Below are 25,158 nucleotides of genomic sequence, written 5' to 3' on the forward strand. Positions count from 1 at the left end.
GTAAGTAATAGAAGGGCAGGGTGATACTACCTTTCTATTATTGTTCAGCAATGAGATTAAAAAGTATGGCGTTGTTTAGCTAGGTTAACGATTTTCGCGATCTCTTTATTTTCATCTATTAATATACCTTCCTCTTTAAGCAAGGCAATTTTCTTAGCGGTCCCCAATGCAAACTTACCTATAGCGCCATTACTATTCACCACTCGATGACAAGGTACTATGATTGGCGTTGGGTTGCTGGCCATTGCATTACCTACTGCTTGATAAGCTTTACCACCAAGTTGATGTGCTATATCTGCATAGGTCACCACTTTACCGCGTGGAATTTGCATTAATAATGCATAGCACTGTTCATTAAATGATTTATTTGAATCCATTGATCTCTTTCTCCGTTAAAAAGCGCGATTCACCTAATGCTAGTTCAGGGTCTAGTTGTACTGCGCCAATTTGTTCACGGTGTAATTCAGTAACAAAGTTACCTACTGCAGCAAACATACGTTTTACTTGGTGGTATTTACCTTCGCTAATGGTTAATAGCACTTCTGTTTCTGTGATCAGTTCAAGTTTGGCTGGTAAACAAGGTTGTGGTTCGCTTTTTAACTGTATACCTTCAGCGAACTGTTCAACGGTACTTTGGTCAACGGGTTCTTGTAAATGAACACGATAGCGTTTTTCACATTTTTTGCGTGGGCTAGTCACTTGGTGTGACCATTGGCCATCATCGGTGATTAATACTAAGCCTGTGGTATCTGCATCTAATCTGCCTGCAATAAATACGTTTTGCTTTTTCTCAATTTCAATTAAGTTTAATAAGCTAGGCATCTGTTCATCAACATTAGAGCTGATGAAACCAGGTGGTTTATTCAACATAAGGTAACGAAACCCACGAATGTTGAGTACTTGTCCTTTCATTTCGATAACATCATCGGCTGTCACTTTGTAAGCGCCGCTGCGTAACGTACCTGCTTGATTATTGATCATGCCTTTACGGATAACATTTTTAGCTTCGCTTCGTGTCAGTTCTGTTGATTCACAGATAAATTTATCAAGTCTCATTATGATGTGTTGTCTCTTGGTTGTGAGTAAGTAGATCGCAGATACAGTCTTTTATATATGCTTGTGCTTGTTTTTGTCCGGTGAATTTATATTGCTTTACTAAGTTCGCCCAACTCTGGTTTTGAATTACTTTTGCAATGATACAATCTTGCTGTTGTTGAGTTAATGCTGTTAATGAACAATGGTAAATTAACTCAATAAGTAAATATTCTACATTTTCATAGCTGCGATTGGCATTTATATAAGCAGATAATGCATTCACAATATCAGTCGGTGTACTTTTATCTATTAATTGTGGCCATAATACTTGGATTAGACCAGGCTCCAATTGTTGTAGTTGTCTAGGAAGTTGCACTTTTACTTGCTGTGTAAATGCGTGGTGAATGGATTGATGTAATTGTTTACCTGGTTCACTAATGGGTAAATTGACCATGAACGAATGTTGTCCACTGCTTTTATCTCGTTTAGTGCCAATGCGTAATACTTGCATCCCTTGCTTTAACCAAAACGCTAGCAGTCGCTGATCAGCTGAAAAACTTGCACATAGATGGTCAAACTCTTGTTGAATAGCCCAGTTTGTTATCCAGTTAATCAATTCACTGCCTAAGGTTTTGCTTTGTAATTGAGGTTGAACGGCAATACGTTGTATTCTCGCGTAGCTCTGTATTGCGGCATGTTGAAAACCACTGTGAAAAGTGAGTGATTGCGCAACCAAGTGACCCTTAGGACGTCGCTTACCTTGATATATTTGTTCACTGATACTTTGAGAAAATCCACCTTCATGGTTAATTAAGGCAACAGCTAATACTTGTTCTGCTTGTTGCATCACTATGATTGATAAGTCGTGATCATTTAATAGTGCGGTTAAGTCCGAAGGTTTAGTTTGGTAATGAGCACTGACCAATAATGAAAATATCAGCTTAAGTAATCTAGGCGATTGTAATAATTGCGCTGAGGTAACTAAACCGATTGTTGGCTTATCACTGCTGAATTCTTGATTTTTGTTTTCATCATCGACTAAGCATAAGGTTGATAAAGTAAAGGCTTCAACCGGATCATGACTTGCCCATCGAATAGCTTGAGATAAATGGTGACTACGCCACTCTGGCGCTATTTGCTGTAACTGTTGTTGAAAGCGTAACGCAAAACCACGTCCTGAACCTTCATATCCAAATTGTGTACTAGAAAAAATCACTCGTGAATAACGTTTAGCAAAGGTAATTAGTAGCTTTAGAGGAATAGCGGCTGCTTCATCAATAATTAACAGGTCACATTTAGGTTGTTCGTCATAAAGAGCATCAGGCGCAATAAAGGTTAGAAGTGAAATATCAGTGGCGACTTTAAGTGTAGCCTTAGCATGCTTATATAAGGTAGTCACAGATTGCTTGCTAGGCGCACAAACTAAAATATTACTTACACCTTGATTAATAAGGGTAGCGGCTGCGATACCTAATGCAGCAGACTTACCTCGACCACGATTAGCGGTTAACACTAAGGGTCTTCTACGATGACCTGTTTGCGTTTTGATAATATCTTGAATCGCTTGTTGCTGTTCATCTAGATTTAACTGTACAGCTTGATGTTCTGGATTGTGGCTGGCGTGCTGGTCAATAAAAGGTGCACTGCTGATATGTTTGCTGATACAGGGAAAAGCATGTTTATTAAATGCTGCCTTTATATAGCGCAAGAAGTTATCTTGTATTTCACTTGGTAGTAGCACAATAATCACGCCACCTCCACAAACTGCACCTTCTGCTGCGGCAAACATATTCGCATCAAACCCTTGCTGCATATTTAATATCAATAGCGCAATATCTTGGCCTAATAGTTGAGCATAAGGAATGCTCCTCATAGAGGAGGGGCTTGACCACACCAATGGTAGTCTTCTGTTTGTTGTTCGAGTATCTGTTGTGTCTGTGTAAAGCACCAAGTTTGACTACCTTGTAAGCACATTAACTGTCTATGGTTCGCTCGTTCAGCTAGTTGTTTCTGTTGTTGGTATAAGTGCAGGTAAGCAGACACAGGAGATCCTAATTGGTTAAAAAGTAGTAAATAAAGGTAAAATGTAACATAAAAAACAACAACACAGTCTAGTAAGAGTGGGATCTATTGTTGAAAAGTCACTTGCAGATCCTTTTGCATGTTTTTTACACAAAACAGTAAGAAGTGCTTGCCATAGTCTACGGATAGTGTATTATACGCGCACTTGCCAATAAGGCAGGTGGGTTTTTAAGCCCATAGCCAGATAAGAATATTGGTTATCGAAAATGTCTCCCGATTGGGGAGCTACTAGTTTGAATATACACTTGAGATCTATCTAGGATAGGTTGTCAGGTGTATATTTGTATGTTGTATTTTTAACTAGGAGTTTTGGTCCATGCAGAACCAAAGAATCCGTATCCGCCTTAAAGCTTTTGATCACAAGTTGATCGATCAATCAACGGCGGAGATCGTTGAAACTGCAAAGCGCACAGGTGCTCAGGTACGTGGTCCTATTCCACTACCTACTCGTAAAGAGCGTTTCACAGTACTAACATCACCGCATGTAAACAAAGATGCACGTGATCAGTATGAGATTCGTACTCACAAGCGCTTGATTGATATCGTAGAACCAACTGAAAAGACTGTTGACGCACTAATGAAGCTAGATTTAGCTGCTGGCGTTGATGTTCAAATCAGCTTGGGTTAGAAAGGAGTTATCGTAATGACAATCGGTCTAGTAGGTCGTAAAGTTGGTATGACTCGCATCTTTACTGAAGATGGTGTTTCTATCCCAGTTACAGTTCTTGAATGTTCACCAAATCGTGTTACTCAAGTTAAAACACTTGATACTGATGGCTACCAAGCTATTCAAGTAACAGCTGGCTCTAAAAAAGCAAGCCGTGTAAACAAGCCAGAAGCTGGTCACTTTGCGAAAGCAGGTGTAGAAGCTGGCCGTGGTCTTTGGGAGTTTACTCTTGATGACAACGAAGGTGCAGATATCAAAGTCGGTGCTGAGCTAAGCGTTGAGCTATTCAACGAAATTAATAAAGTAGATGTTACTGGTCAATCTAAAGGTAAAGGCTTCCAAGGCGGCGTTAAGCGTTGGAACTTCTCTATGCAAGATGCGACTCACGGTAACTCTATAAGCCACCGTGCTCCAGGTTCAATTGGCCAATGTCAAACACCTGGACGCGTATTTAAAGGCAAGAAAATGGCTGGTCACATGGGTGCTGAGCGTGTTACGACTCAAAACCTTGAAGTTGTACGCGTAGACATTGAACGCAACTTACTGCTCGTTAAAGGTGCAGTAGCTGGTGCGAAAAATGGCAACGTATTCATCAAACCTGCTGTTAAAGCATAGCCGAGGAGTTAGTAATGGAATTGGTATTGAAAGATGCACAAAGTGCTCTTGAAGTTTCTGACACTACCTTTGGACGTGAATACAACGAAGCCCTTGTACATCAGGTAGTCGTTGCATATGCAGCTGGTGCTCGTCAAGGTACTCGCGCTCAGAAAACCCGTAGTGAAGTTCGTGGTGGCGGTAAGAAGCCATGGCGTCAAAAGGGTACTGGCCGCGCACGTGCAGGTACAATCCGCAGCCCAATTTGGGTTGGTGGTGGTGTAACTTTCGCAGCTCGTCCACAGGACCATAGCCAGAAAGTTAACAAAAAAATGTACCGCGGTGCAGTAAGAAGTATTCTTTCTGAGTTAGTTCGTCAGGATCGTCTAATCGTTGTCGAGAAATTTACTGTTGAGGCTCCTAAAACTAAAGAGCTTGCAGCTAAATTAAAAGACCTGGATCTTAAAGATGTGTTAATCATCACTGAAGAATTAGATGAAAATCTATTCTTAGCAGCGCGTAACTTATACAAAGTTGACGTTCGTGATGTTCAAGGCATTGACCCAGTTAGCCTTATCGCGTTTGATAAAGTTTTAGTAACTGCTGATGCAGTGAAAAAGATTGAGGAGAGCCTAGCATGATCAGTGAAGCACGTTTACTGCAAGTTATTCTAGCTCCGCATATCTCTGAGAAGGGAACTTTGTCTGCTGAAAACCATAACACTATGGTATTCAAAGTTGCAGGTACTGCGACTAAAGCAGAAGTCAAAGCGGCAGTTCAGAAGTTATTTGATGTTGAAGTTACTGGTGTTCGCACACTAAACGTGAAGGGTAAAACCAAGCGTACAGGTCAACGTATGGGTCGCCGTAGCGACTGGAAAAAAGCATACGTTACTCTGGCTGAAGGTGCAGATATTAGTTTCGATGGCGCTGAGTAGAGGAATTATAGATGGCTATTGTAAAATGTAAGCCTACGTCTCCAGGTCGTCGCCACTTAGTTAAAGTGGTAAACAACGATCTGCATAAAGGCAAGCCATACGCACCACTTTTAGAGTCAAAATCTAAATCTGGTGGTCGTAATAATGGCGGTCGTATTACGGTTAGACATATTGGTGGTGGTCATAAACATCATTACCGTATTGTTGACTTTAAACGTAATAAAGATGGTATCCCAGCAAAAGTTGAGCGTTTGGAATATGATCCAAACCGTAGTGCAAACATTGCACTAGTACTTTATGCTGATGGTGAACGTCGTTACATCCTTGCCCCTAAAGGCATGGTTGCTGGTGATGTTATCCAATCTGGTGAAGATGCGGCGATTAAAGCGGGTAACTGCTTACCAATGCGTAACATCCCAGTAGGTACAACAGTACACGCTGTAGAAATGAAGCCTGCTAAAGGTGCACAAATTGCACGTTCAGCTGGTTCTTACAGCCAAATTATAGCTCGTGATGGTGCTTACGTTACTCTACGTTTACGTAGTGGTGAAATGCGTAAAATCCCTGCTGAGTGTCGTGCAACAATCGGTGAAGTTGGTAATGCAGAACATATGCTACGTCAACTAGGTAAAGCTGGTGCTACGCGTTGGCGTGGTGTTCGTCCTACCGTACGTGGTGTTGTAATGAACCCAGTAGATCACCCACATGGTGGTGGTGAAGGTAAAACAAGTGGTGGTCGTCATCCTGTTTCTCCTTGGGGTGTTCCAACTAAGGGTTACAAAACTCGTAAGAACAAGAAAACTGATCAGTATATTGTTCGTCGTCGTAATAAGAAATAAGCAGAGGTATCGCCATGCCACGTTCTCTCAAGAAGGGTCCTTTCATTGACCTACACTTGCTGAAGAAGGTAGAGAAAGCGGTTGACAGCAACGAGAAAAAGCCTATTAAGACTTGGTCTCGTCGCTCAATGATCATTCCAGATATGATTGGTCTAACTATCGCTGTCCATAACGGGCGTCAACACGTGCCAGTATTTGTAACTGATGAAATGATCGGTCACAAACTGGGTGAATTTGCACCAACGCGTACTTACCGTGGCCATGCTGCGGATAAGAAAGCGAAGAAATAGAGGTTATTATGGAAGCTTTAGCTAAACATTTATATGCTCGTTCTTCAGCACAGAAAGCGCGCCTGGTAGCAGACCAAGTACGTGGTCTTCCAGTAGAAAAAGCACTAGAACTTTTATCATACAGCCCTAAGAAAGCTGCTGTATTGGTTAAAAAAGTTGTAGATTCTGCAATTGCAAACGCTGAGCATAATGAAGGCGCTGATGTTGATGAGCTAGTTATCACAAAAATTTGTGTAGACGAAGGTCCAACAATGAAGCGTATCATGCCGCGTGCGAAAGGCCGTGCCGATCGCATTATGAAGCGTTCTTGCCATATCACAGTAGTGGTATCAGACAGGGGTTAAACAATGGGACAGAAAGTTCATCCTAACGGTATTCGCCTAGGTATCACTAAAGCATTTAGCTCTACTTGGTATGCAGGCAAAAACGATTTTGCAGATAACTTATACAGTGATTTTCAAATCCGTAAATTCTTAACAGAGAAATTGAAAAATGCTTCTTTGTCTAAAATTACTATTGAACGTCCAGCGAAAAGCGTACGTGTGACTATTCACACAGCTCGTCCTGGTGTTGTAATCGGTAAGAAAGGCGAAGATGTTGAATTGCTACGCACAGCTATTGCTAAAATGGCCGGCGTTCCAGCTCAAATCAATATCTCAGAAGTTCGTAAACCTGAACTTGACGCAAAACTAGTAGCAGATTCAATCTCTTCTCAGTTAGAGCGTCGTGTTATGTTCCGTCGTGCTATGAAGCGTGCGGTACAAAATGCTATGCGTCTAGGCGCTAAAGGTATCAAAGTTCAAGTTAGTGGTCGTCTTGGTGGTGCAGAAATCGCTCGTGACGAATGGTATCGTGAAGGCCGTGTGCCGCTACATACTCTTCGTGCCGATATTGATTACTCAACATCAGAAGCATTGACTGTTTACGGTATCATTGGCGTTAAGGTTTGGATCTTTAAAGGTGAAATTCTTGGTGGTTTACCACTTCAACAAGAAGAACAGCCAGCTAAACCAAAACGCAAAGGTCGCGGTAAAGTAGGAGAAATACGCTATGATGCAACCAAAACGTATGAAGTTCCGTAAAATGATGAAAGGCCGCAACCGTGGTCTTTCTAAAGGTGCGGAAGTCAGCTTTGGCGAATTTGGACTAAAAGCAACTGGTCGTGGTCGAATTACTGCTCGTCAAATCGAAGCAGCACGTCGTGCAATGACTCGTCATGTTAAACGTCAAGGTAAAATCTGGATCCGTGTGTTTCCTGATAAGCCGATTACCAGCAAACCGTTAGAGGTTCGTCAAGGTAAAGGTAAAGGTAACGTGGAATATTGGGTTGCTCAAACTCAACCAGGTAAAGTTCTTTATGAAATGGAAGGTGTTCCAGAAGCATTAGCTCGTGAAGCATTTGCTCTTGCAGCAGCTAAATTGCCAGTGGCAACAACTTTCGTAACTCGTAAAGGTGATGTAATGAAAGCTAACGAACTTAAAGAAAAAAGCGTTGAAGAGCTTAATGCTGAACTTCTAAACTTATTACGTGAGCAATTTAACTTACGTATGCAGTTAAACACAGGTCAGTTAGAAAAGCCGCACTCAATTAAACAAGTGCGTCGTGACATTGCCCGTGTTAAGACTGTACTAAATCAGAAGGCAGGTGCGTAATGAGCGATAAAAACACTCGTACTCTTCAAGGTAAAGTAATCAGTGCAAAGATGGAAAAATCTATCGTTGTAGCTATTGAACGTAAAGTGAAGCACCCGTTATACGGTAAATTCATGAAGCGTACTACTAAGCTTCAAGCACATGATGAAACAAACCAATGTAACGAAGGCGACTACGTAGAAATTACTGAATGTCGTCCTCTATCTAAGAATAAATCTTGGACATTGGCTAAAATCGTAAGCAAAGCATAAGTAACTGTTTTCAGTTAGTTAAGTTTGTTTACATAAGCGAAACGGTACTCATTTGATGAGTGCCGTTTTTTTAGACTATCTTTCTAAGAAAGTTGGTGGTATGATGCCGCTCCCTGAAAAAAGGGAACACGACTCATTAGAGAGTATCAATAGTAAATAGCGGAGCACTATAATGATCCAAATGCAAAGTGTGCTAGATGTCGCCGACAATAGTGGCGCTCGACGCGTAATGTGTATTAAGGTCCTTGGTGGCTCGCATCGCCGTTATGCAGCAATCGGTGACATCATCAAAGTTTCTGTGAAGGAAGCAATTCCTCGCGGTAAAATCAAAAAAGGTGATGTTCATTCAGCTGTGGTAGTGCGTACCAGAAAAGGTGTACGTCGTCCCGATGGTTCTGTTATTCGTTTTGATCGCAACGCTGCGGTTATCTTGAATGCAAACAACCAGCCAGTCGGTACACGTATCTTTGGCCCTGTAACCCGTGAACTTCGAAATGAAAATTTCATGAAGATTGTTTCACTGGCGCCAGAAGTACTGTAAGGAACCGAAAATGGCAGCAAAAATTAAACGTGACGATGAAGTAATTGTTATTGCCGGTAAAGATAAAGGTAAAACTGGGAAAGTTTCTCAAGTTTTAGCTAACGGTAAAGTAATTATTGAAGGTGTAAATGTTCAGAAGAAACACCAAAAGCCAAACCCTCAAGCGGGTGTGACTGGTGGTATCATTGAACAAAATGCACCAATTGAAGTATCAAATGTTGCGATCTACAACTCGGCAACGAGTAAAGCAGATCGTGTTGGTTTTAGATTAGAAGACGGCAAAAAAGTTCGTTTCTTCAAGTCTAATAATGAACTTGTGAAGTAACTGGAGTTTACGATGGCGAAACTGCATGATTTCTATAAAGACAACGTGGTGTCTGATTTGCAAAAGCAATTCGACTATACGTCTGTCATGCAAGTCCCTCGAATAGAGAAAATCACCCTAAACATGGGTGTTGGTGAAGCACTGGCTGATAAAAAAGTCCTAGAGCACGCTGCGTCAGATATGGCAGCAATCTCAGGTCAAAAGCCAATGATCACTAAAGCACGCCGCTCTGTGGCAGGCTTCAAAATTCGTGAAGGCTACCCGATTGGTTGTAAAGTAACACTACGTGGAGAGCGTATGTGGGATTTCTTTGAGCGTTTGGTAACAATCGCTATCCCGCGTGTACGTGATTTCCGTGGCCTAAATGCTAAGTCATTTGATGGTCGTGGTAACTACTCTATGGGTGTACGTGAGCAAATCATTTTCCCTGAAATCGATTACGATAAAGTTGATAAAGTACGTGGTTTAGATATCACAATTACTACTTCAGCTAAGTCTGACGAAGAAGCACGCGCACTTTTGTCTGCGTTCAACTTCCCATTCCGTAAGTAAGGAGTTAGAAAATGGCTAAACAATCAATGAAAGCGCGTGAAGTAAAACGTGAGAAGTTAGTTGCTAAGTTCGCTGAAAAGCGTGCGGCATTAAAAGCAACTATTAACAATGTAAATACATCTGACGAAGATCGTTGGAATGCAGTGTTAGAGCTTCAATCGCTACCTCGTGATTCAAGTTCAGTACGTCAACGTAACCGTTGTAACGTTACTGGTCGTCCACATGGTTATCTTCGTAAATTTGGCATGAGCCGTATTAAGGTTCGTGAGCATATGATGCGCGGAGAAATCCCTGGCCTGAAAAAGCCAGCTGGTAATCAAATTAATCACGGAGTAAATAGTTATGAGCATGCAAGATCCTATTTCGGATATGCTAACGCGTATTCGTAACGGTCAAGCAGCAAGCAAAGTATCTGTTAAGATGCCTTCTTCTAAGCAAAAAGTTGCAATTGCAACTGTGCTTAAAGCTGAAGGTTACATTTCAGATTTCGCTGTTGCTGGTGACACAAAGCCTGAATTAGAAGTTACTTTAAAGTACTTCGAAGGCAAAAAAGTAATCGATACTATTAAACGAGTAAGCCGTCCAGGTCTTCGTATCTATAAAGGTGCAAACGATCTTCCTAAGGTTATGGCTGGTTTAGGTATTGCGATTGTTTCAACTTCTCAAGGTGTAATGACTGACCGAGCTGCGCGTAATGCAAGCATCGGCGGTGAGATCATCTGTTACGTATCTTAAGGAGTAATCTATGTCTCGTATAGCTAAGGCACCGATTACTGTTCCTGCTGGCGTAGAAGTTAAAGTAAACGGTCAAGAGATCACTGTAAAAGGTGGTAAAAGCGAACTAGTTCGTACTCTTAATGATGCTGTTGTTGTTAAATTAGAAGATGGCGTACTAACATTTGCACCTGTTGAAGGTGTATCTGGCGCATGGGCACAAGCAGGTACTGCACGTGCTAACGTTAACAACATGGTTGTAGGTGTAACTGAAGGCTTTAAGAAGACTCTTCTTCTTCAAGGTGTTGGTTACCGTGCACAAGTTAAAGGTCAAGAAATCAACCTAACTTTAGGTTTTTCACACCCTGTTGTTTACACTTTACCTAAATCGGTATCTGCAACGGCTACTAGCCAAACAGAAATCGTATTAGAAAGTGCTGACAAACAAGTTGTAGGCCAAGTAGCTGCAGAGATTCGTGCATTCCGTCCACCAGAGCCTTACAAAGGTAAAGGTGTTCGTTACGCTGATGAAAATGTGCGTCGTAAAGAAGCGAAGAAAAAGTAAGGTAAGACTATGGATAAGAAAGCATCTCGTCTTCGTCGTGCTACCCGCACACGTAAGAAATTGCAAGATCTTGGTGCAACTCGTCTTGTGATCAACCGTACACCTCGCCATACTTACGCGCAGGTAATTACAGCAGACGCACAAGTCGTAGCAAGCGCTTCTACATTAGAAAAAGAAGTGATTGCCCAAGTTAACAACGGTGGTAATAAAGAAGCAGCTCAACTAATTGGTAAATTAGTTGCAGAACGTGCGGTAGAGAAAGGAATTACTAAAATTTCTTTTGACCGTAGCGGTTTCCAATACCATGGTCGTGTTGCAGCACTAGCTGACGCAGCTCGTGAAGCTGGTCTACAGTTCTAAGGGTAAAGATTATGTCAAAAGTAGAATCTCAAACCGGTGATCTGAACGAAAAGCTAATCGCAGTAAACCGTGTTTCAAAAGTAGTTAAAGGTGGTCGCATCTTTAGCTTTACAGCACTAACAGTTGTTGGTGATGGTAATGGTCGTGTTGGTTTCGGCTATGGTAAAGCACGTGAAGTTCCAGCAGCTATTCAAAAAGCTATGGAAAAAGCACGTCGCAATATCAGCGAAATCCAATTAAAAGGTAACACTCTGCAGCATCCTGTTAAGGGCCGTCATTCTGGTTCTAAGGTATACATGCAACCAGCATCTGAAGGTACTGGTATCATCGCAGGTGGTGCAATGCGTGCCGTGTTAGAAGTTGTTGGTGTACAGAACGTACTATCAAAAGCTTACGGCTCAACTAACCCAATTAACGTTGTCCGCGCTACGATGGATGCACTAGAGAGCATGAACTCTCCTGAGCAAATCGCAGCTAAGCGTGGCTTAAACGTTAGTGATATTCTGGGGTAATTCAGCATGGCTACTAAAACGATTAAAGTAACTCAAACCAAAAGTGCAATTGGCCGTTTACCAAAGCACCGTGCAACACTAACAGGCCTAGGTCTGCGTCGCATCGGTCATACTGTTGAGTTGGAAGATACTCCAGCAGTACGTGGTATGGTTAATAAAGTTTACTACATGGTTAAGGTTGAGGGGTAATAATGAAACTTAATACTCTATCTCCAGCAGCTGGTTCAAAACCTGCTGCTAAACGTGTAGGCCGTGGTATCGGTTCTGGACTAGGTAAGACAGGTGGCCGCGGTCACAAAGGTCAAAAATCTCGTTCAGGCGGTACAGTACGTCCTGGTTTTGAAGGCGGTCAAATGCCTTTAAAACAACGTTTACCAAAATTTGGTTTCACATCTCGTAAATCTCTTGTTACCGGTGAAGTTCGTCTGAACGAAATCGCACAAGTAGAAGGCGATATCGTGACACTAGAAACGTTGAAACAGGCGGGTCTACTTGTAAACACTGTTAAGTTTGCAAAAGTAGTTCTATCTGGTGAAATCTCTCGCTCAGTTACAGTACAAGGCCTTGGTGTTACTAAAGGTGCTCGTGCTGCAATCGAAGCGGCGGGCGGAAAAATCGAGGAATAATAGGCAATGGCTAAGAAACCAGGGTTAGATCCGAAAGCGGCACAAGGAAGCAATTTAAGCGAACTTAAAACTCGTTTACTATTTGTTTTAGGCGCTATTTTAGTGTTCCGTGCAGGCTCTTTTGTTCCAATTCCTGGTATTGACGCCGCTGTCCTAGCTGATTTATTCGAACAGCAAAAGGGTACCATCATTGAAATGTTTAACATGTTCTCTGGTGGTGCGCTTGAGCGTGCTTCTATCTTTGCATTGGGTATAATGCCGTATATTTCTGCGTCTATTATTATCCAATTGCTTACGGTAGTTCATCCTCCTTTAGCTGAGCTAAAGAAAGAGGGTGAGTCTGGTCGTCGCAAGATTAACCAGTATACACGCTACGGTACTTTGGTTTTAGGTACGTTCCAAGCAATTGGTATTGCAACCGGTTTGCCAACTATGATGCCAGGACTTGTTGAAAATGCAGGTCTTAGCTTCTATGTGACGGCAGTTGTAAGTTTAGTGACAGGAACTATGTTCCTTATGTGGCTAGGTGAGCAAATTACTGAGCGCGGTATTGGTAATGGTATTTCTATCATTATCTTTGTAGGTATTATCGCTGGGTTGCCATCGGCAATCGGGCAAACAGCTGAGCAAGCACGTCAAGGTGAAATTCACCTTCTAGTGTTACTAGCATTAATTGTTATCGTTTTTGCAACTACTGCGTTTGTAGTATTTGTTGAACGTGGTCAACGTCGTATCGTCGTTAACTACGCAAAACGTCAACAAGGCCGTAAGGTTTTTGCTGCGCAAAGCACTCACTTACCATTGAAATTGAATATGGCTGGTGTAATTCCTGCAATTTTTGCCTCGAGTGTTATCTTATTTCCTGGTACTATTGCCCAGTGGTTTGGTCAGACTGAAGGTTTAAGTTGGTTATCGGATGTTTCTTTGGCTCTACAGCCAGGACAACCGTTGCATATGATGTTATATGCTGCTGCTATTATCTTCTTTTGCTTCTTTTATACTGCACTTACGTTCAATCCACGTGAGACAGCAGATAATTTGAAGAAAAGCGGTGCCTTTATCCCAGGAATCCGTCCAGGAGAACAAACATCACGTTACATTGATAAAGTGATGACGCGTCTAACATTAGCTGGTGCGTTATATATTACCTTTATCTGTTTGATTCCCGAGTTTATGATGGTTGCGATGAATACGCAGTTCTACTTCGGTGGTACTTCGTTATTAATTATCGTTGTTGTTATCATGGACTTTATGGCACAGGTGCAGACTCATTTGATGTCTAATCAATATGATTCTGTCTTGAAAAAAGCTAACTTGAAAGATTACGGAAAATAATTCCTAATCTGATAGTTATACTAACTACGGAGTGTTGCAATGAAAGTTCGTGCATCCGTTAAAAAAATCTGTCGTAACTGCAAAGTTATCAAGCGCAACGGTGTTGTGCGTGTTATCTGTGTAGAGCCAAAGCATAAACAACGCCAAGGCTAATCCAAGATAGATTTTGGATCTATTATCAGCTTAGGTGATTTTTTCATCTAAGCTGTGTTTTGTTTGCTAATTTATCATTTGTCGAGTATCCTACCGGGCTTTTCACAAATGAATCGTTAACTTTAAGGAGTGCATAGTGGCCCGTATCGCTGGCATTAACGTTCCTGATCATAAGCATGCAGTTATCGCATTAACTGCTATTTTTGGTATCGGCAAGACTCGTTCACAAATTATTTGTGCTGAGTCAGGCATCGCTGAAACTACTAAGCTTAAAGATCTGGATGAAACACAAATCGAAGCTCTTCGTACAGAAGTAGCTAAATTCGCCGTTGAAGGTGATTTACGTCGTGAAGTATCTATGAGCATCAAGCGTCTTATGGACCTTGGTTGTTACCGTGGACTTCGTCACCGTCGCAGCTTGCCTCTACGTGGACAGCGTTCTAAAACGAATGCTCGTACTCGTAAAGGTCCGCGTAAAGCAATTAAGAAATAGGGTAAGAGATAATGGCTAAAACACCAACTCGTGCTCGCAAGCGCGTTAAAAAGCAAGTTGCTGATGGTATGGCTCACATCCATGCTTCTTTCAACAACACAATCGTAACTATTACAGACCGTCAAGGTAATGCTCTTTCTTGGGCTACTGCAGGTGGTTCTGGTTTCCGTGGTTCTCGTAAATCTACTCCGTTCGCTGCACAGGTTGCTGCTGAACGTGCTGCTGAAGCAGCTAAAGAGTACGGTCTTAAAAACGTTGAAGTTTTTGTAAATGGACCAGGACCTGGTCGTGAATCTTCGATTCGCGCACTAAACGCGGCGGGTTTCCGTGTAACTAATATTACTGACGTTACACCAATCCCACATAATGGTTGTCGTCCACCAAAGAAACGTCGCGTTTAATCGCAACTTTCTAGGGTAATTGGAGAAAGAACAATGGCAAGATATTTAGGTCCTAAGCTTAAGCTTAGCCGTCGTGAAGGAACTGATTTATTCTTAAAATCAGGTGTCCGCGCGATCGATTCTAAGTGTAAGATCGAAAATGCACCAGGTGTACACGGTGCACGTAAACCACGTCTATCAGACTACGGTTTACAATTACGTGAAAAGCAAAAAGTACGTCGTATGTACGGTGTATTAGAAAAGCAATTCCGTAACTACTATAAAGAAGCTGCTCGTTTACAGGGCAACACTGGCGAAAACTTACTTCAATTACTTGAAGGCCGTTTAGACAATGTTGTATACCGCATGGGCTTTGGCGCAACACGTGCTGAATCACGTCAACTAGTTAGCCACAAAGCTATTCTAGTGAACGGTAAAGTTGTAAATATCCCTTCATTCAACGTTAAACCTAGCGATGTAATTTCAATCCGTGAAAAAGCTAAAAAGCAATCACGTATTGGCGCTGCATTAGAAATCGCTGGTCAACGTGAAGCCCTAGCTTGGGTAGAAGTTGATACAACGAAGATGGAAGGCGAGTTTAAACGTCAACCTGAACGTTCAGATTTATCTGCTGAGATTAACGAACAGTTAATCATCGAGCTTTACTCTAAGTAAAGTTAACTGTTAAGAGAGGGCACAAATGCAGGGTTCTGTAATTGATTTTCTAAAACCAAGATTAGTTGATATCGAACAAGTTTCAACAACTAGAGCAAAAGTGGTTCTTGAGCCACTAGAGCGTGGCTTTGGCCATACTTTGGGTAATGCTCTTCGTCGTATTTTGTTATCATCTATGCCGGGAACGGCGGTAACGGAAGTCGAAATTGATGGTGTACAACATGAGTACAGCACAAAAGAAGGCGTTCAAGAAGATATCCTAGAGATTCTTCTTAACCTTAAAGGTCTAGCTGTAAAGCTTGAAGGTAAAAATGAAGTTTTAGTTAGTTTAACTAAATCTGGCGCTGGTCCTGTTACTGCAGGCGACATCATTCATGATGGTGATGTAGAGATAGTCAACCCAGAACATGTGATCTGTAATTTAACAGGCAATGCTGAAATCAGCATGCGTATTAAAATTGAATCAGGTCGCGGTTATGTTCCAGCTTCATCTCGTATTCATAGCGAAGAAGATGAGCGTCCAATTGGTCGTCTATTAGTAGATGCGACTTTCAGCCCTGTTGAGCGTATTGCTTACAGTGTTGAATCAGCTCGTGTTGAACAACGTACTGATTTAGACAAGCTTGTTATCGATATGGAAACAGATGGTACTTTAGAGCCAGAAGAAGCAATTCGTCGCGCAGCTACAATTTTAGCTGAGCAATTAGACGCATTTGTTGATCTGCGCACTACTTATGAAGCACCAGTAGCTGAAGCTAAACCTGAGTTTGATCCAATTCTTTTACGCCCAGTAGATGATTTAGAACTAACTGTTCGTTCTGCTAACTGTTTGAAAGCAGAGTCGATTCACTATATCGGTGATCTAGTACAACGTACTGAAGTTGAACTTCTAAAAACGCCTAACTTAGGTAAGAAGTCTCTAACTGAAATCAAAGATGTACTTGCTTCACGTGGACTGTCTCTAGGTATGCGCCTAGAAAACTGGCCACCAGCAAGTCTAATCGAAGATTAGTATTAAACCGATTCACGAATAAATAAGGATTAGGTTATGCGCCATCGTCAAAGTGGACGTCAACTTAACCGAAACAGCAGCCACCGTCAGGCTATGTTTCGTAATATGGCAATCTCTATTGCTACGCACGAAGTTATTAAAACTACTGTGCCAAAAGCAAAAGAATTGCGTCGTGTAATTGAGCCATTAATTACACTAGCTAAAACGGATAGCGTTGCTAACCGTCGTTTAGCTTTTGCTCGTCTTCGTGATGATGCAGTTGTGGCAAAATTATTTAATGAACTAGGTCCTCGCTACGCGACTCGTCCTGGTGGTTACACTAGTATCATTAAATGTGGTTTCCGTACTGGCGATAAAGCTCCTATGGCTTACATCCAGTTCGTAGACCGTCCAGTTGTAGCGGACGAAGAAGCGTAAGCCTCTTTATAGTTGCAAGAAAAAAGCCGAACTTATGTTCGGCTTTTTTGTATCTAAAATTTGACCCGTCATAAATACTTATTTTAAGAATGGTATATTTTATATAAGCCATCTTATTAAAAAACGGCTTATATATATTAGGCGTTATACCTTAAAGGTACTCATCCAAGCGCGCCTGTACGGCTTTATTGATTACTTCTGCTAACTTATCAAAACAAGCTTGTCGTGCGCTGTTATTACGGCTTAATAGCACGATTTTGCGTGATGGCACTGGTGGTTCAAATGGGATATATTTTACACCGGCTTGATAGCGGTTTAGTGGTATTGCTAGTTGGGGAAGTAACGTAACACCATTATCTGCACTGATCATGTGACGTAATGTCTCTAAGCTTGTCGCTTTGAAACTATTATCTTCAATCGCACCCGCAGCAAAACAAAAACCTAAAGCTTGATCACGCAAACAATGTCCATCGGCTAACATCAATACATGTTCGCCACTCAATTCTTGTAAATTAATATGGCGTTGGTCAGACCAAGCATGCTTATCTGACAGTGCCAGTTCTAATGGTTCATCATAAAGTACTAATTGCTTAAACGGTTCCATCTCTGGCATTAGCGCGAGCATTAAACAATCTAACTCTCCCTCTTCTAACTGCTTGATTAACGTTTGTGTTTGGTTTTCATGTAAATATAGTTCTAAATCAGGAAATGCTTCTTTCATGACTGGCACAATCAAAGGTAGCAAGTAAGGTGCAACTGTTGGGATCAAACCGATATGTAATGTGCCACGCATTGGTTCATTATGACTTTTTGCGATCTCTTTTAATGATTTAGCTTCTAATAGAATGGTTTTGGCTTTAGCAACAATATCCAATCCAGCAGGTGTAAAAATCACTTTTCTCGAAGAACGCTCCATTAATTGAACATTAAGCTCTTCTTCTAATTTTTTGATCTGCCCGCTCAACGTCGGTTGACTAACAAAACATCTATCAGCGGCTTTACGGAAGTGTTTTAACTCTTCTAAAGCAATGAGGTATTCGAGATCTCTGAAATTCATAATTTTAACCTTGCGCAAAATATAATGCTTTCATCGTACCATATCCCTTACATAGAGTTGTCGGATTATTTACTGCTTAAGAGGTAAATATATAGTGACGAGTGCATTTTATTATTTATTTGAAGTAAACATACATTTGCAGATTATTTTTTATTAAAAGATGACTTAAACTGTTTGTTTATATTCTAAAATATAATATTAATCTACATAATTTGCTCATTTTTAGTTAGTATTATTTTAGTTTGTGTTAATGTTTAATTCATACGGATATTAAGTCTATTTATTTATAAAAATTGTAAGTGACAAGTTATAACTCTATTTTGAAAAGGAATTCTCATGAAATGGTACCAAGTCTTATCCATCGCATTACTTACATCACTATTATTTGCGTGTGGTGGAGGCGGTGATGGCGGTTTAAGCCTAGGTGGAAGCAGTTCTACTGATACGACGGACTCTACAGACTCAACAGATACTGACGATACAGATACAACGGAATCACCGGATTCAACCGATTCACTCTCTTTAAGTGCTGTGTTATACCTTTGTCCTAGTGATTGGGATAAAGACGATGGTACAGACTCTTGTACTGAAACAACTGAAGTCTCTGAAGTTAACCCAGGTATACTTGCTGTTACATTATTATTGAATGGTGAAGCGGTTGTTGATAGTAATCAGATTATTTCGGCAACGACAACCCTTGGTGAATTATCTGTTGATACAGCTTTAACCAACAGCGAAGGTATCGCATACTTTACTGTCACTTCTGGTGATACGTTAGGAGCTGGTCGTATCTCCTTAGAAACTGATGCTTTTGAAGATGATATTGGTTCAGTAACAACCGATGAAATTAACTTTGAAATTGCAGAAGAAAATTTTGATATGACTATTGAAAACGAGCTTGATGGCGTTTCATTAGCACAAAATGCATCTACTTTAATTACGGTTAGTTTAACGCTTGATGGAGAGGCTTATACTTCACCTGTTGAGGTTAGTTTTACTTCTGCATGTGCCGAAGATGACACGGCTAATTTAGATGAAACGGTAACGACTAGTAACGGCATTGCTCAAGCAACCTATCAAGCAGTGGGCTGTACCGGTGACGATACGATTACCGCATCTACTGAACTGAATAGTATTTCTGCTACTACAACGATTAATGTAGCGAGTTCAGCTGCAGACAGTATTCGTTTTATTAGTGCGACACCAACCAGCATTGCTATTGCTGGAACAGGTGGTGCAGACCGTCAAGAGACTTCTACCGTCGTGTTTGAAGTGGTCGATATTAATGGTTCTGCAAGCTCATTACAGGATGTAACGTTTTCATTAAATAATGCACCATCAGGTACAACACTAAGTGTTGAAGAAGCAACAACCAATAGTGATGGTCAAGTATCTGTTATTGTAAAAGCGGGTAGTGTTGCTGGTCCTGTAAGAGTACAAGTAGAAGTGACTGATTCGGATCCTGTTATTTCTAGTATTTCGGATCAACTAAGCATCTCTACAGGTTTACCTGACCAAGACAGTTTTTCATTTGCTCTTGAAGATCACTCTCCTGAATCATTAGGCATCAATGGAGTAACGGTATCTGCTAGCGTCTTACTTGCTGATAGGTTTAATAACGCAGTGCCAGATGGAACGACTATTTTCTTTGATACTGAGGGTGGTGCAATTCGTGACACAGAGTCAGGGACAACAGGATCTTGTACTACTTCCGGTAGTGGTTGTTCAGTGAATTGGGTTTCACAAAATCCACGTCCAGAAGGAAATCAGTTAACTAGTTTTAATACTGATGGACAATGTGGGTATTATGTATTTGCTCCTACAGGTTTAAATTCAACAGGTCCTTGTATCGAACTTGATGATGAAGGTTATGTTGGCATGGGGAAACCATGGGGAGGACGAGTAACTATTACTGCTTATACTGATGGGGAAGAAAATTTCGTTGATAATGATGGTGATGGTTGGTTTAGTGAAGGAGATTATTTTGACGAAGTTAATGACTTACCTGAAGTGTTTTTTGATGATAATGAAAATGGTAGTTATGACGTTGATGTAGAAGAATATAGGGACATTGTACGCGAAGATAACGAAGGTATCGGAGAGTACTCAACAGAAAATACTATTTACAACGGTTTGTTATGTTCTGAAGAGAGTGAAAGTGCTGGTACATGTGAAACAGAGCTTGTACACGTTCGTGACCAACAAATTCTAATCATGGCTTCTAGTGACCAATATATTCGTGTTCAAGATAGTAGTGGTACGGATATTGGTGAAATAGATATTACAGATAACAATATTGAATCTTACGATGTAACAGCCTATTTTGCAGATATTTACAACAACAGACCGCCAACTGGTACTACGATAAATATCTCTACGGAAAATGGTGAGTTATCTGGTCAAACGTCTTGGACTCTTGGAAGCAGTAGTTCTATTGGACCGTATCAAATTGAATTTACAATTATTCAAGAAGAGACTGCAAATGATAAAACCTTTGGTATCCTGTCAATTGAATTAGAAACACCTGAGGGTGGTTCTCTGACATTCCAAATGGATGTACTCGACGCTGGTTAAGATGATTTAACGGTAAAATATATCAAGGAGCTTCGGCTCCTTTTTTCTTATCTATTTTTTGCTAAATTTAACTTTATGGCATGCTTCCTGCTTTTCTAAATCTGTGCAACAATTTTTTGGCAGGAGCTATTATGAAACAATTTTTACATCGTATGACAGAGCAACAAGGGATCACCACGACTATGATGTGGATGTGTGTAAGTTGTGCTGTTTTATTAGTTATTCCAAGTTCACTATTCTCTCTTAATAACTCAGATCTGTTACCCGCTTCTTATGCACCTTATTTATGGGTGTTAGCCTTACTAACTGGCTGTTATCTATTGACTCGATTGTTATCATTTTCATTTTCAGGGTTAAAAGAGTATTACTTGAGCCAGCGTTTAGTCGTGCGCAGAAACAAGATGATTCGACAGTTAGACTTTGAAGAAAAAGCCCTGTTACGTGAGTTTATTATTCAACGTAAGACGGTATTAGCTTTGCCACTGACAGAACCCGCTGTCAGTAATCTATTAGCCTCAGGGGTATTAGCACCAGCATTTGAAACACAAGAAATTAAAGGCAGTAGTCGTATTATTAAACTATCTATTGCTATTGAAGCAAGGGAGCAACTAACGCATAAAGTGATAGGTTTGCCTGTTGGGAAATTGACAGAAGCGGAAGCTGAAGTGTTGAAAGCTGCACGACCTCAATACGCGCGTAATAACTATATTTCTCTGAAATAACTCCTTTTTCTTATCAATAATGTATAAGCAGTGTTTGAAAACGCTTTTTTGACACTGCTTTAGCCAAGCTCAAACTTTCTATATAATAAATGCTTTTCTAACTTACTTGTGTGAGAGAGTATGACTCCTGAACGTTTTGCCCGTATTACTTCCATGTTAAACCGCCGTCAACCTGATCTAACCGTTTTTATGGAACAGGTGCATATGCAACACAACTTAGCTGCGATTGTTCGTACAGCGGACGCTATGGGCATTAATAATGTGCATGCAACATGGGATATAGATTCCACACGTATTTCGCGTAATGTGGCATCAGGCAGTCAAAAATGGGTAAATGTACATTCTCATGATACGGTACAAGATGCTGTGGCTGTGATGCGTGAGCAAGGGATGCAAATTATTGCCACTAATCTGTCTGATACTGCCATTGATTTCCGCGAGGTTGATTACACTAAACCAACGGCTATTTTAATGGGTCAAGAAAAATACGGTATTAGTGACGAAGCATTAGCTTTGGCAGACCAAGATGTGATTATTCCTATGGTGGGCATGTGTCAGTCATTAAATGTATCTGTGGCTTCAGCGTTGATTATGTATGAAGCACAACGTCAGCGTGAAATCGCTGGTATGTATGATCAAGTTTGTCAATTACCTAAAGAAGAGCAACAGCGTATTTTATTTGAAGGTGGTCATCCTATTTATCGTCAATTATGTCGAGAAAAAAGTTTACCTTATCCACCGCTTGACGAAGAGGGGCAAATTGCCGCTTCTGATGATTGGTGGAATGCGATTCGTGGACGTAAATAATTAAAGGAGAACGTTTAATGAGCTTATACCCAGACCGTTTATTAACGGAAGGCATACGTATCATTGAGAAAAGTACTCCATCAGACCAATTTCATGCAGATTACGCTGAGTTAAGTTTTGAACAAGCCTTAACTAAACGGACTAAATTAGCTGAATTACGTTATCAAGTTGCACCAGTGTTAAAACACTTTCAGCAGTTGTTTACGGTATTTTGTAGCTTATTATGCCTATTATTTTTTATAGTAGGCGCATCAAGTGTCTCGCAGTTATTGGTCAATCAAAGCAACTCTCAAATTAACTTTTTTGGGCGATTGTTTTATTTCTAGCCCCTAATCTATTATCACTTCTCGTCTGGTTATTTGTTTTTTGTAAACCTGGTGCTTTGAGCACCTCTTGGCTAGCTAATATGAGTCTCGCTTTGATCTCATTGTTAGATAAGTTATTGCATAAAACCACTGATCAACACCCTCATTATGTTGGGCTGTTTCGTTTTTATTTTGAGCATCAATTTGGCACATATTTTGGGCGAGCACGCTTATCTTTACTGAGCCATTTATGGTGGACATCTTATTTACTTGGCGCAACACTCTCTTTAATACTGGTGTTGGCTACTCATCAAGTAGACTTTATTTGGCAAACGACCATTTTAAGTGAGGGGGTGTTCACTCAGATAACGCAATTATTAACTGCGTTACCAGATGCCTTGGGGATTGCAGTGCCCCATGCCAGTGATGTAACACAAGCCAGTATAAGTGCGGTTAATGAGTTGAATGCAGCACAACAAAGCAGAATCAGTTGGGCTAATCTCTTAATGTTTAGTCTAACCGTATATGCCTTGTTACCACGTGTTGTGTTGATGTTATTTTTTAAACGTCGAGTGAAGCTTAAAAAACAGCAGTTCAAGATTAATTTTTCATTGTCTTATTATGTGCAATTAAAAGGGCTATTACAGCCAGTCAGTAGTCGCTCTTTTATCAGCGACCCTGATCTGGATAAGCAGCAGGGTGCAGAGGTAAAACAAGCTGAGGCAATACACACTAAGACTACCAATGAATTACCTAAGCAATCGTACTCTTTAGCCATAGAGCTCAACACACAATTATTAAATAAATTACAAGGTCAGCTTGATACATCGACTGCCTTGATTAACGTCATTGATGGACAAACACAACAGCAAGCACTGACAGCATTGGATATCGCTAATGTGATGTCGTTAGTCATCTATGTGGACATTAAGCGCGTTCCAGATCGTGGTTGGTTAAGCTTTGTTAAAAGGTGTTATAGCAATAGTTCGAGAACCCTTTATTTGGTGATTTTAGGTGACATGGCGCTACCTGAAGGAGAACAAGATTCACTGCGCTTCAATAACTGGGTGGAGATGGCAGAACAAGCTAATATCGATGCAACATGCATTACTTATCAACAAATAAGTGAGGTTGAAGGTGAATAAAGCATTATTATCCGTTGCGGTAGTTGGACACGCAAACACAGGAAAAACCTCATTAATTCGTACTCTATTACGCGATGCTAGTTTTGGTGAAATTGCAGATAAAGCGGGTACAACACGTCATGTGGAAGGGGCTGAAATTCGTGTGGACAACAGCCAAAACTTAGTGATTTATGATACGCCAGGCTTAGAAGATTCAATCTATTTATTACAAGTGATTGATGGCGCATCTCAACAATATGATGGTGTTGATCGCTTATTATCATTTATCGAAAATGAAAAAAATTTCCCGATTTAAGTCAAGAGCTTAAAGTATTAAAAGCGTTATTAAGCAACGATATTATTTTTTATGTGGTAGATGTACGTGAACCCATTTTAGGAAAATATCGCGACGAATTAAAAATATTAAGTTATGCCGCTAAACCTATTATTCCAGTATTAAACTTTATTGATTCACCAGGTGCCGATGTCCAAGCGTGGCAGACACAATTAGCTCGTTTGAACTTACACGCCTTTGTGAGCTTCGATAGCGTCGTATTTCGTTTTTCTGATGAATTAAAAATCTATCAAAAGATGCAGACTTTACTGGCACATAGAGAGCAACAACTTGCGCAGCTAATCGAACAGCGTAAACAACAATGGCAAGAAAGAGAAGCCGCGGCGCAACAACTAATAGCGCAACTCTTAGTAGAAGCGGCTGCGTGTCGTTTTAAAGCCGATAACAATGAACAAAGTATTGAAATATTTAGTGGAAAGCTACAATCGCGTATTCGTGATTTGGAAAGACAAACACTAACCCAATTATTAGCGCTGTATCAGTTTAAACAAGATGATATTGACCAACACGATTTACCTATCCAAGAAGGACAGTGGGAGCTAGATCTTTTTTCCTCGGATAACTTACAAGAGTTTGGGGTTAAAGCCACCAGTAATTTTGTCAAAGGTGCAGGTGTTGGTGTGGCCGTTGATCTAGTCGCTGCAGGGATGACCTTAGGTGCTGCTGCATTAGCGGGTGGTGTGGCTGGTGTGTTATGGGGGTGAAGCAACGTTATTATGATGAAATTCAAGCTAAGGTAACTGGTCATCGTTACTTGTGTGCAGATGACCTAACCTTACAGGTGTTATGGGTAAGGCAACTCAGCTTGTTATTGGCTTTACAGCAGCGCGGTCATGCTAGCATGACTAAAGTATCATTAGCTGCTGTCCAGTCAGATAAAATTGAGCTGCCTAAACAATGGGGAAAATGGCTACGCAGAGCTCGTCAGCATCCGCAATGGTTGGCCTCTAATAATAGTGACCAACCTCTGTTAGCAGATAAAAAACAGCTTATCATTGATCAAATAACCTCTGCTTTAGCGGCGATCAGTGAAGGAAAATAGCAGATTAATACCAATTGTATTAAATAACTAATCTAAATTTTGCGCCGGAAAAATGGCTTAGTTTGAGGCGTAAGTTGATGTAAATGGTTGTTCCCTATACGAAACTTACAACGAAAAAATAAGTTGTTTTAACAAGTAAAATAGATCAGTTACTTACTATGATT

General features: G+C 40.8%; 37 protein-coding genes and 3 pseudogenes. 35 read left to right on the forward strand and 5 right to left on the reverse strand.

From position 1 onward, the window contains the following. Positions 1–56: 56 nt before the first annotated feature. The 4 genes from ACLKL2_RS12615 to ACLKL2_RS12630 are packed head-to-tail and all read right to left on the reverse strand — an operon-like array spanning position 57 to position 3,078. The gene (locus ACLKL2_RS12615) at positions 57–377 is read right to left on the reverse strand and encodes an MGMT family protein (RefSeq protein WP_113819672.1); all 321 of its coding nucleotides are present in this window, start codon (positions 375–377) and stop codon (positions 57–59) included. Continuing rightward, positions 364–1,056 carry a pseudouridine synthase gene (locus ACLKL2_RS12620; protein WP_413691951.1) on the reverse strand — a complete coding sequence of 231 codons (693 nt, stop codon included), beginning with the start codon at positions 1,054–1,056 and terminating at the stop codon, positions 364–366. Before ACLKL2_RS12620 ends, ACLKL2_RS12615 begins: the two co-directional genes overlap by 14 nt. After that, positions 1,046–2,908: a GNAT family N-acetyltransferase gene (locus tag ACLKL2_RS12625; RefSeq protein ID WP_413691952.1), complete on the reverse strand. Its 1,863-nt coding sequence runs from the start codon at positions 2,906–2,908 to the stop codon at positions 1,046–1,048. Before ACLKL2_RS12625 ends, ACLKL2_RS12620 begins: the two co-directional genes overlap by 11 nt. Continuing rightward, positions 2,905–3,078, reverse strand: a complete 174-nt coding sequence (locus ACLKL2_RS12630) for a hypothetical protein (RefSeq protein ID WP_413691953.1) — start codon at positions 3,076–3,078, stop codon at positions 2,905–2,907. Before ACLKL2_RS12630 ends, ACLKL2_RS12625 begins: the two co-directional genes overlap by 4 nt. Before the next feature lie 355 nt (positions 3,079–3,433). Between ACLKL2_RS12630 and rpsJ the strand changes: the two genes are divergently transcribed. From rpsJ to rplQ, 28 genes and pseudogenes are all read left to right on the forward strand, one after another. After that, complete coding sequence (gene rpsJ, locus ACLKL2_RS12635) at positions 3,434–3,745, forward strand: 30S ribosomal protein S10 (RefSeq protein ID WP_025563085.1); 312 nt, start codon at positions 3,434–3,436, stop codon at positions 3,743–3,745. Between the two features lie 15 nt (positions 3,746–3,760). Beyond that, positions 3,761–4,399, forward strand: a complete 639-nt coding sequence (gene rplC / locus ACLKL2_RS12640; protein ID WP_113819674.1) for a 50S ribosomal protein L3 — start codon at positions 3,761–3,763, stop codon at positions 4,397–4,399. A 14-nt stretch (positions 4,400–4,413) separates the two neighbouring features. Continuing rightward, entirely contained in the window at positions 4,414–5,019 is a 606-nt protein-coding gene (gene rplD / locus ACLKL2_RS12645) for a 50S ribosomal protein L4 (RefSeq protein WP_028869307.1), read from the forward strand. Continuing rightward, positions 5,016–5,315: a 50S ribosomal protein L23 gene (rplW, locus tag ACLKL2_RS12650; RefSeq protein WP_113819675.1), complete on the forward strand. Its 300-nt coding sequence runs from the start codon at positions 5,016–5,018 to the stop codon at positions 5,313–5,315. The genes rplD and rplW overlap by 4 nt, the downstream gene beginning before the upstream one ends. 11 nt (positions 5,316–5,326) lie before the next feature. After that, on the forward strand, positions 5,327–6,154 hold the full coding sequence (gene rplB / locus ACLKL2_RS12655; protein WP_113819676.1) for a 50S ribosomal protein L2: 828 nt from the start codon (positions 5,327–5,329) through the stop codon (positions 6,152–6,154). Between the two features lie 14 nt (positions 6,155–6,168). Next, positions 6,169–6,444 carry a 30S ribosomal protein S19 gene (gene rpsS / locus ACLKL2_RS12660; RefSeq protein ID WP_113819677.1) on the forward strand — a complete coding sequence of 92 codons (276 nt, stop codon included), beginning with the start codon at positions 6,169–6,171 and terminating at the stop codon, positions 6,442–6,444. A gap of 8 nt (positions 6,445–6,452) precedes the next feature. Next, positions 6,453–6,788: a 50S ribosomal protein L22 gene (gene rplV / locus ACLKL2_RS12665; protein ID WP_113819678.1), complete on the forward strand. Its 336-nt coding sequence runs from the start codon at positions 6,453–6,455 to the stop codon at positions 6,786–6,788. A 3-nt stretch (positions 6,789–6,791) separates the two neighbouring features. Continuing rightward, positions 6,792–7,526, forward strand: a complete 735-nt coding sequence (gene rpsC, locus ACLKL2_RS12670) for a 30S ribosomal protein S3 (protein ID WP_413691954.1) — start codon at positions 6,792–6,794, stop codon at positions 7,524–7,526. Beyond that, positions 7,495–7,893 (forward strand): annotated as a pseudogene (rplP, locus tag ACLKL2_RS12675) (50S ribosomal protein L16); the annotation flags it as partial. The gene rpsC and the pseudogene rplP, both read left to right, overlap by 32 nt. Before the next feature lie 12 nt (positions 7,894–7,905). After that, positions 7,906–8,097, forward strand: a complete 192-nt coding sequence (gene rpmC, locus ACLKL2_RS12680) for a 50S ribosomal protein L29 (protein WP_028869303.1) — start codon at positions 7,906–7,908, stop codon at positions 8,095–8,097. Next, positions 8,097–8,348 (forward strand): 30S ribosomal protein S17, encoded by a 252-nt coding sequence (gene rpsQ, locus ACLKL2_RS12685; protein WP_113819680.1) that lies wholly within the window; start codon positions 8,097–8,099, stop codon positions 8,346–8,348. The genes rpmC and rpsQ overlap by 1 nt, the downstream gene beginning before the upstream one ends. Before the next feature lie 172 nt (positions 8,349–8,520). Next, positions 8,521–8,889 carry a 50S ribosomal protein L14 gene (gene rplN, locus ACLKL2_RS12690; protein WP_025563074.1) on the forward strand — a complete coding sequence of 123 codons (369 nt, stop codon included), beginning with the start codon at positions 8,521–8,523 and terminating at the stop codon, positions 8,887–8,889. Positions 8,890–8,899: 10 nt separating this feature from the next. Further along, positions 8,900–9,214: a 50S ribosomal protein L24 gene (gene rplX, locus ACLKL2_RS12695; protein WP_113819681.1), complete on the forward strand. Its 315-nt coding sequence runs from the start codon at positions 8,900–8,902 to the stop codon at positions 9,212–9,214. Between the two features lie 12 nt (positions 9,215–9,226). Next, complete coding sequence (rplE, locus tag ACLKL2_RS12700) at positions 9,227–9,766, forward strand: 50S ribosomal protein L5 (protein ID WP_113819682.1); 540 nt, start codon at positions 9,227–9,229, stop codon at positions 9,764–9,766. A gap of 11 nt (positions 9,767–9,777) precedes the next feature. Beyond that, a pseudogene (gene rpsN, locus ACLKL2_RS12705) lies at positions 9,778–10,071 on the forward strand (30S ribosomal protein S14); the annotation flags it as partial. Positions 10,072–10,108: 37 nt separating this feature from the next. Next, a complete protein-coding gene (gene rpsH, locus ACLKL2_RS12710) occupies positions 10,109–10,501 on the forward strand; it encodes a 30S ribosomal protein S8 (RefSeq protein ID WP_113819683.1) in 393 nt (130 codons plus the stop codon). A 10-nt stretch (positions 10,502–10,511) separates the two neighbouring features. After that, complete coding sequence (gene rplF / locus ACLKL2_RS12715) at positions 10,512–11,045, forward strand: 50S ribosomal protein L6 (protein ID WP_113819684.1); 534 nt, start codon at positions 10,512–10,514, stop codon at positions 11,043–11,045. Between the two features lie 9 nt (positions 11,046–11,054). After that, entirely contained in the window at positions 11,055–11,405 is a 351-nt protein-coding gene (gene rplR, locus ACLKL2_RS12720) for a 50S ribosomal protein L18 (RefSeq protein WP_113819685.1), read from the forward strand. Positions 11,406–11,416: 11 nt separating this feature from the next. Further along, positions 11,417–11,917 (forward strand): 30S ribosomal protein S5, encoded by a 501-nt coding sequence (gene rpsE / locus ACLKL2_RS12725; protein ID WP_025563067.1) that lies wholly within the window; start codon positions 11,417–11,419, stop codon positions 11,915–11,917. A gap of 6 nt (positions 11,918–11,923) precedes the next feature. Further along, the gene (gene rpmD / locus ACLKL2_RS12730) at positions 11,924–12,106 is read left to right on the forward strand and encodes a 50S ribosomal protein L30 (RefSeq protein WP_113819686.1); all 183 of its coding nucleotides are present in this window, start codon (positions 11,924–11,926) and stop codon (positions 12,104–12,106) included. A gap of 2 nt (positions 12,107–12,108) precedes the next feature. After that, a complete protein-coding gene (rplO, locus tag ACLKL2_RS12735; RefSeq protein WP_113819687.1) occupies positions 12,109–12,543 on the forward strand; it encodes a 50S ribosomal protein L15 in 435 nt (144 codons plus the stop codon). Positions 12,544–12,549: 6 nt separating this feature from the next. Next, the gene (secY, locus tag ACLKL2_RS12740; RefSeq protein WP_113819688.1) at positions 12,550–13,878 is read left to right on the forward strand and encodes a preprotein translocase subunit SecY; all 1,329 of its coding nucleotides are present in this window, start codon (positions 12,550–12,552) and stop codon (positions 13,876–13,878) included. A gap of 39 nt (positions 13,879–13,917) precedes the next feature. Next, a complete protein-coding gene (gene rpmJ, locus ACLKL2_RS12745; protein WP_005417265.1) occupies positions 13,918–14,031 on the forward strand; it encodes a 50S ribosomal protein L36 in 114 nt (37 codons plus the stop codon). A 136-nt stretch (positions 14,032–14,167) separates the two neighbouring features. Next, a complete protein-coding gene (rpsM, locus tag ACLKL2_RS12750; protein WP_113819689.1) occupies positions 14,168–14,524 on the forward strand; it encodes a 30S ribosomal protein S13 in 357 nt (118 codons plus the stop codon). A gap of 11 nt (positions 14,525–14,535) precedes the next feature. After that, complete coding sequence (gene rpsK / locus ACLKL2_RS12755) at positions 14,536–14,925, forward strand: 30S ribosomal protein S11 (protein WP_019613697.1); 390 nt, start codon at positions 14,536–14,538, stop codon at positions 14,923–14,925. 33 nt (positions 14,926–14,958) lie between these two features. Further along, positions 14,959–15,579 (forward strand): 30S ribosomal protein S4, encoded by a 621-nt coding sequence (gene rpsD / locus ACLKL2_RS12760; RefSeq protein ID WP_113819690.1) that lies wholly within the window; start codon positions 14,959–14,961, stop codon positions 15,577–15,579. 25 nt (positions 15,580–15,604) lie between these two features. Beyond that, positions 15,605–16,591: a DNA-directed RNA polymerase subunit alpha gene (locus ACLKL2_RS12765; RefSeq protein ID WP_113819691.1), complete on the forward strand. Its 987-nt coding sequence runs from the start codon at positions 15,605–15,607 to the stop codon at positions 16,589–16,591. Between the two features lie 36 nt (positions 16,592–16,627). Beyond that, positions 16,628–17,008 (forward strand): 50S ribosomal protein L17, encoded by a 381-nt coding sequence (rplQ, locus tag ACLKL2_RS12770; RefSeq protein ID WP_028869287.1) that lies wholly within the window; start codon positions 16,628–16,630, stop codon positions 17,006–17,008. 151 nt (positions 17,009–17,159) lie between these two features. Here the strand turns inward: rplQ and oxyR are convergent, their stop codons facing one another. Continuing rightward, positions 17,160–18,065: a DNA-binding transcriptional regulator OxyR gene (gene oxyR, locus ACLKL2_RS12775; protein ID WP_413691959.1), complete on the reverse strand. Its 906-nt coding sequence runs from the start codon at positions 18,063–18,065 to the stop codon at positions 17,160–17,162. A 336-nt stretch (positions 18,066–18,401) separates the two neighbouring features. Between oxyR and ACLKL2_RS12780 the strand changes: the two genes are divergently transcribed. The 7 genes and pseudogenes from ACLKL2_RS12780 to ACLKL2_RS12810 all read left to right on the forward strand — a co-directional run bounded on the left by ACLKL2_RS12780 (position 18,402) and on the right by ACLKL2_RS12810 (position 24,994). Next, positions 18,402–20,639 (forward strand): hypothetical protein, encoded by a 2,238-nt coding sequence (locus ACLKL2_RS12780; RefSeq protein ID WP_413691960.1) that lies wholly within the window; start codon positions 18,402–18,404, stop codon positions 20,637–20,639. A 131-nt stretch (positions 20,640–20,770) separates the two neighbouring features. Further along, the gene (locus ACLKL2_RS12785) at positions 20,771–21,361 is read left to right on the forward strand and encodes a superinfection exclusion B family protein (protein WP_413691961.1); all 591 of its coding nucleotides are present in this window, start codon (positions 20,771–20,773) and stop codon (positions 21,359–21,361) included. 120 nt (positions 21,362–21,481) lie between these two features. Beyond that, the gene (trmH, locus tag ACLKL2_RS12790) at positions 21,482–22,168 is read left to right on the forward strand and encodes a tRNA (guanosine(18)-2'-O)-methyltransferase TrmH (protein WP_413691962.1); all 687 of its coding nucleotides are present in this window, start codon (positions 21,482–21,484) and stop codon (positions 22,166–22,168) included. 17 nt (positions 22,169–22,185) lie between these two features. Next, positions 22,186–22,494: a hypothetical protein gene (locus ACLKL2_RS12795; RefSeq protein ID WP_413691963.1), complete on the forward strand. Its 309-nt coding sequence runs from the start codon at positions 22,186–22,188 to the stop codon at positions 22,492–22,494. A gap of 80 nt (positions 22,495–22,574) precedes the next feature. Further along, positions 22,575–23,618, forward strand: a complete 1,044-nt coding sequence (locus ACLKL2_RS12800) for a DUF2868 domain-containing protein (protein WP_413691965.1) — start codon at positions 22,575–22,577, stop codon at positions 23,616–23,618. After that, positions 23,611–23,913, forward strand: coding sequence for a GTPase domain-containing protein (locus tag ACLKL2_RS12805; protein ID WP_413691966.1), 303 nt, complete (start codon positions 23,611–23,613; stop codon positions 23,911–23,913). The genes ACLKL2_RS12800 and ACLKL2_RS12805 overlap by 8 nt, the downstream gene beginning before the upstream one ends. A 218-nt stretch (positions 23,914–24,131) precedes the next feature. Next, a pseudogene (locus ACLKL2_RS12810) lies at positions 24,132–24,994 on the forward strand (DUF3482 domain-containing protein). Positions 24,995–25,158 lie beyond the last annotated feature (164 nt).

Origin of the sequence: Psychromonas sp. KJ10-2, assembly GCF_047323255.1 — a bacterium.
GTDB lineage: Bacteria > Pseudomonadota > Gammaproteobacteria > Enterobacterales > Psychromonadaceae > Psychromonas.

Bases quoted from the DNA above. Each gene is read 5' to 3' on its own strand.
- ACLKL2_RS12615 (WP_113819672.1), bottom strand. From the start codon at position 377: ATGGATTCAAATAAATCATTTAATGAACAGTGCTATGCATTATTAATG.
- ACLKL2_RS12620 (WP_413691951.1), bottom strand. From the start codon at position 1,056: ATGAGACTTGATAAATTTATCTGTGAATCAACAGAACTGACACGAAGC.
- ACLKL2_RS12625 (WP_413691952.1), bottom strand. From the start codon at position 2,908: ATGAGGAGCATTCCTTATGCTCAACTATTAGGCCAAGATATTGCGCTA.
- rpsJ (WP_025563085.1), top strand. From the start codon at position 3,434: ATGCAGAACCAAAGAATCCGTATCCGCCTTAAAGCTTTTGATCACAAG.
- rplC (WP_113819674.1), top strand. From the start codon at position 3,761: ATGACAATCGGTCTAGTAGGTCGTAAAGTTGGTATGACTCGCATCTTT.
- rplD (WP_028869307.1), top strand. From the start codon at position 4,414: ATGGAATTGGTATTGAAAGATGCACAAAGTGCTCTTGAAGTTTCTGAC.
- rplW (WP_113819675.1), top strand. From the start codon at position 5,016: ATGATCAGTGAAGCACGTTTACTGCAAGTTATTCTAGCTCCGCATATC.
- rplB (WP_113819676.1), top strand. From the start codon at position 5,327: ATGGCTATTGTAAAATGTAAGCCTACGTCTCCAGGTCGTCGCCACTTA.
- rpsS (WP_113819677.1), top strand. From the start codon at position 6,169: ATGCCACGTTCTCTCAAGAAGGGTCCTTTCATTGACCTACACTTGCTG.
- rplV (WP_113819678.1), top strand. From the start codon at position 6,453: ATGGAAGCTTTAGCTAAACATTTATATGCTCGTTCTTCAGCACAGAAA.
- rpsC (WP_413691954.1), top strand. From the start codon at position 6,792: ATGGGACAGAAAGTTCATCCTAACGGTATTCGCCTAGGTATCACTAAA.
- rpmC (WP_028869303.1), top strand. From the start codon at position 7,906: ATGAAAGCTAACGAACTTAAAGAAAAAAGCGTTGAAGAGCTTAATGCT.
- rpsQ (WP_113819680.1), top strand. From the start codon at position 8,097: ATGAGCGATAAAAACACTCGTACTCTTCAAGGTAAAGTAATCAGTGCA.
- rplN (WP_025563074.1), top strand. From the start codon at position 8,521: ATGATCCAAATGCAAAGTGTGCTAGATGTCGCCGACAATAGTGGCGCT.
- rplX (WP_113819681.1), top strand. From the start codon at position 8,900: ATGGCAGCAAAAATTAAACGTGACGATGAAGTAATTGTTATTGCCGGT.
- rplE (WP_113819682.1), top strand. From the start codon at position 9,227: ATGGCGAAACTGCATGATTTCTATAAAGACAACGTGGTGTCTGATTTG.
- rpsH (WP_113819683.1), top strand. From the start codon at position 10,109: ATGAGCATGCAAGATCCTATTTCGGATATGCTAACGCGTATTCGTAAC.
- rplF (WP_113819684.1), top strand. From the start codon at position 10,512: ATGTCTCGTATAGCTAAGGCACCGATTACTGTTCCTGCTGGCGTAGAA.
- rplR (WP_113819685.1), top strand. From the start codon at position 11,055: ATGGATAAGAAAGCATCTCGTCTTCGTCGTGCTACCCGCACACGTAAG.
- rpsE (WP_025563067.1), top strand. From the start codon at position 11,417: ATGTCAAAAGTAGAATCTCAAACCGGTGATCTGAACGAAAAGCTAATC.
- rpmD (WP_113819686.1), top strand. From the start codon at position 11,924: ATGGCTACTAAAACGATTAAAGTAACTCAAACCAAAAGTGCAATTGGC.
- rplO (WP_113819687.1), top strand. From the start codon at position 12,109: ATGAAACTTAATACTCTATCTCCAGCAGCTGGTTCAAAACCTGCTGCT.
- secY (WP_113819688.1), top strand. From the start codon at position 12,550: ATGGCTAAGAAACCAGGGTTAGATCCGAAAGCGGCACAAGGAAGCAAT.
- rpmJ (WP_005417265.1), top strand. From the start codon at position 13,918: ATGAAAGTTCGTGCATCCGTTAAAAAAATCTGTCGTAACTGCAAAGTT.
- rpsK (WP_019613697.1), top strand. From the start codon at position 14,536: ATGGCTAAAACACCAACTCGTGCTCGCAAGCGCGTTAAAAAGCAAGTT.
- rpsD (WP_113819690.1), top strand. From the start codon at position 14,959: ATGGCAAGATATTTAGGTCCTAAGCTTAAGCTTAGCCGTCGTGAAGGA.
- ACLKL2_RS12765 (WP_113819691.1), top strand. From the start codon at position 15,605: ATGCAGGGTTCTGTAATTGATTTTCTAAAACCAAGATTAGTTGATATC.
- rplQ (WP_028869287.1), top strand. From the start codon at position 16,628: ATGCGCCATCGTCAAAGTGGACGTCAACTTAACCGAAACAGCAGCCAC.
- oxyR (WP_413691959.1), bottom strand. From the start codon at position 18,065: ATGAATTTCAGAGATCTCGAATACCTCATTGCTTTAGAAGAGTTAAAA.
- ACLKL2_RS12780 (WP_413691960.1), top strand. From the start codon at position 18,402: ATGAAATGGTACCAAGTCTTATCCATCGCATTACTTACATCACTATTA.
- ACLKL2_RS12785 (WP_413691961.1), top strand. From the start codon at position 20,771: ATGAAACAATTTTTACATCGTATGACAGAGCAACAAGGGATCACCACG.
- trmH (WP_413691962.1), top strand. From the start codon at position 21,482: ATGACTCCTGAACGTTTTGCCCGTATTACTTCCATGTTAAACCGCCGT.
- ACLKL2_RS12795 (WP_413691963.1), top strand. From the start codon at position 22,186: ATGAGCTTATACCCAGACCGTTTATTAACGGAAGGCATACGTATCATT.
- ACLKL2_RS12800 (WP_413691965.1), top strand. From the start codon at position 22,575: ATGAGTCTCGCTTTGATCTCATTGTTAGATAAGTTATTGCATAAAACC.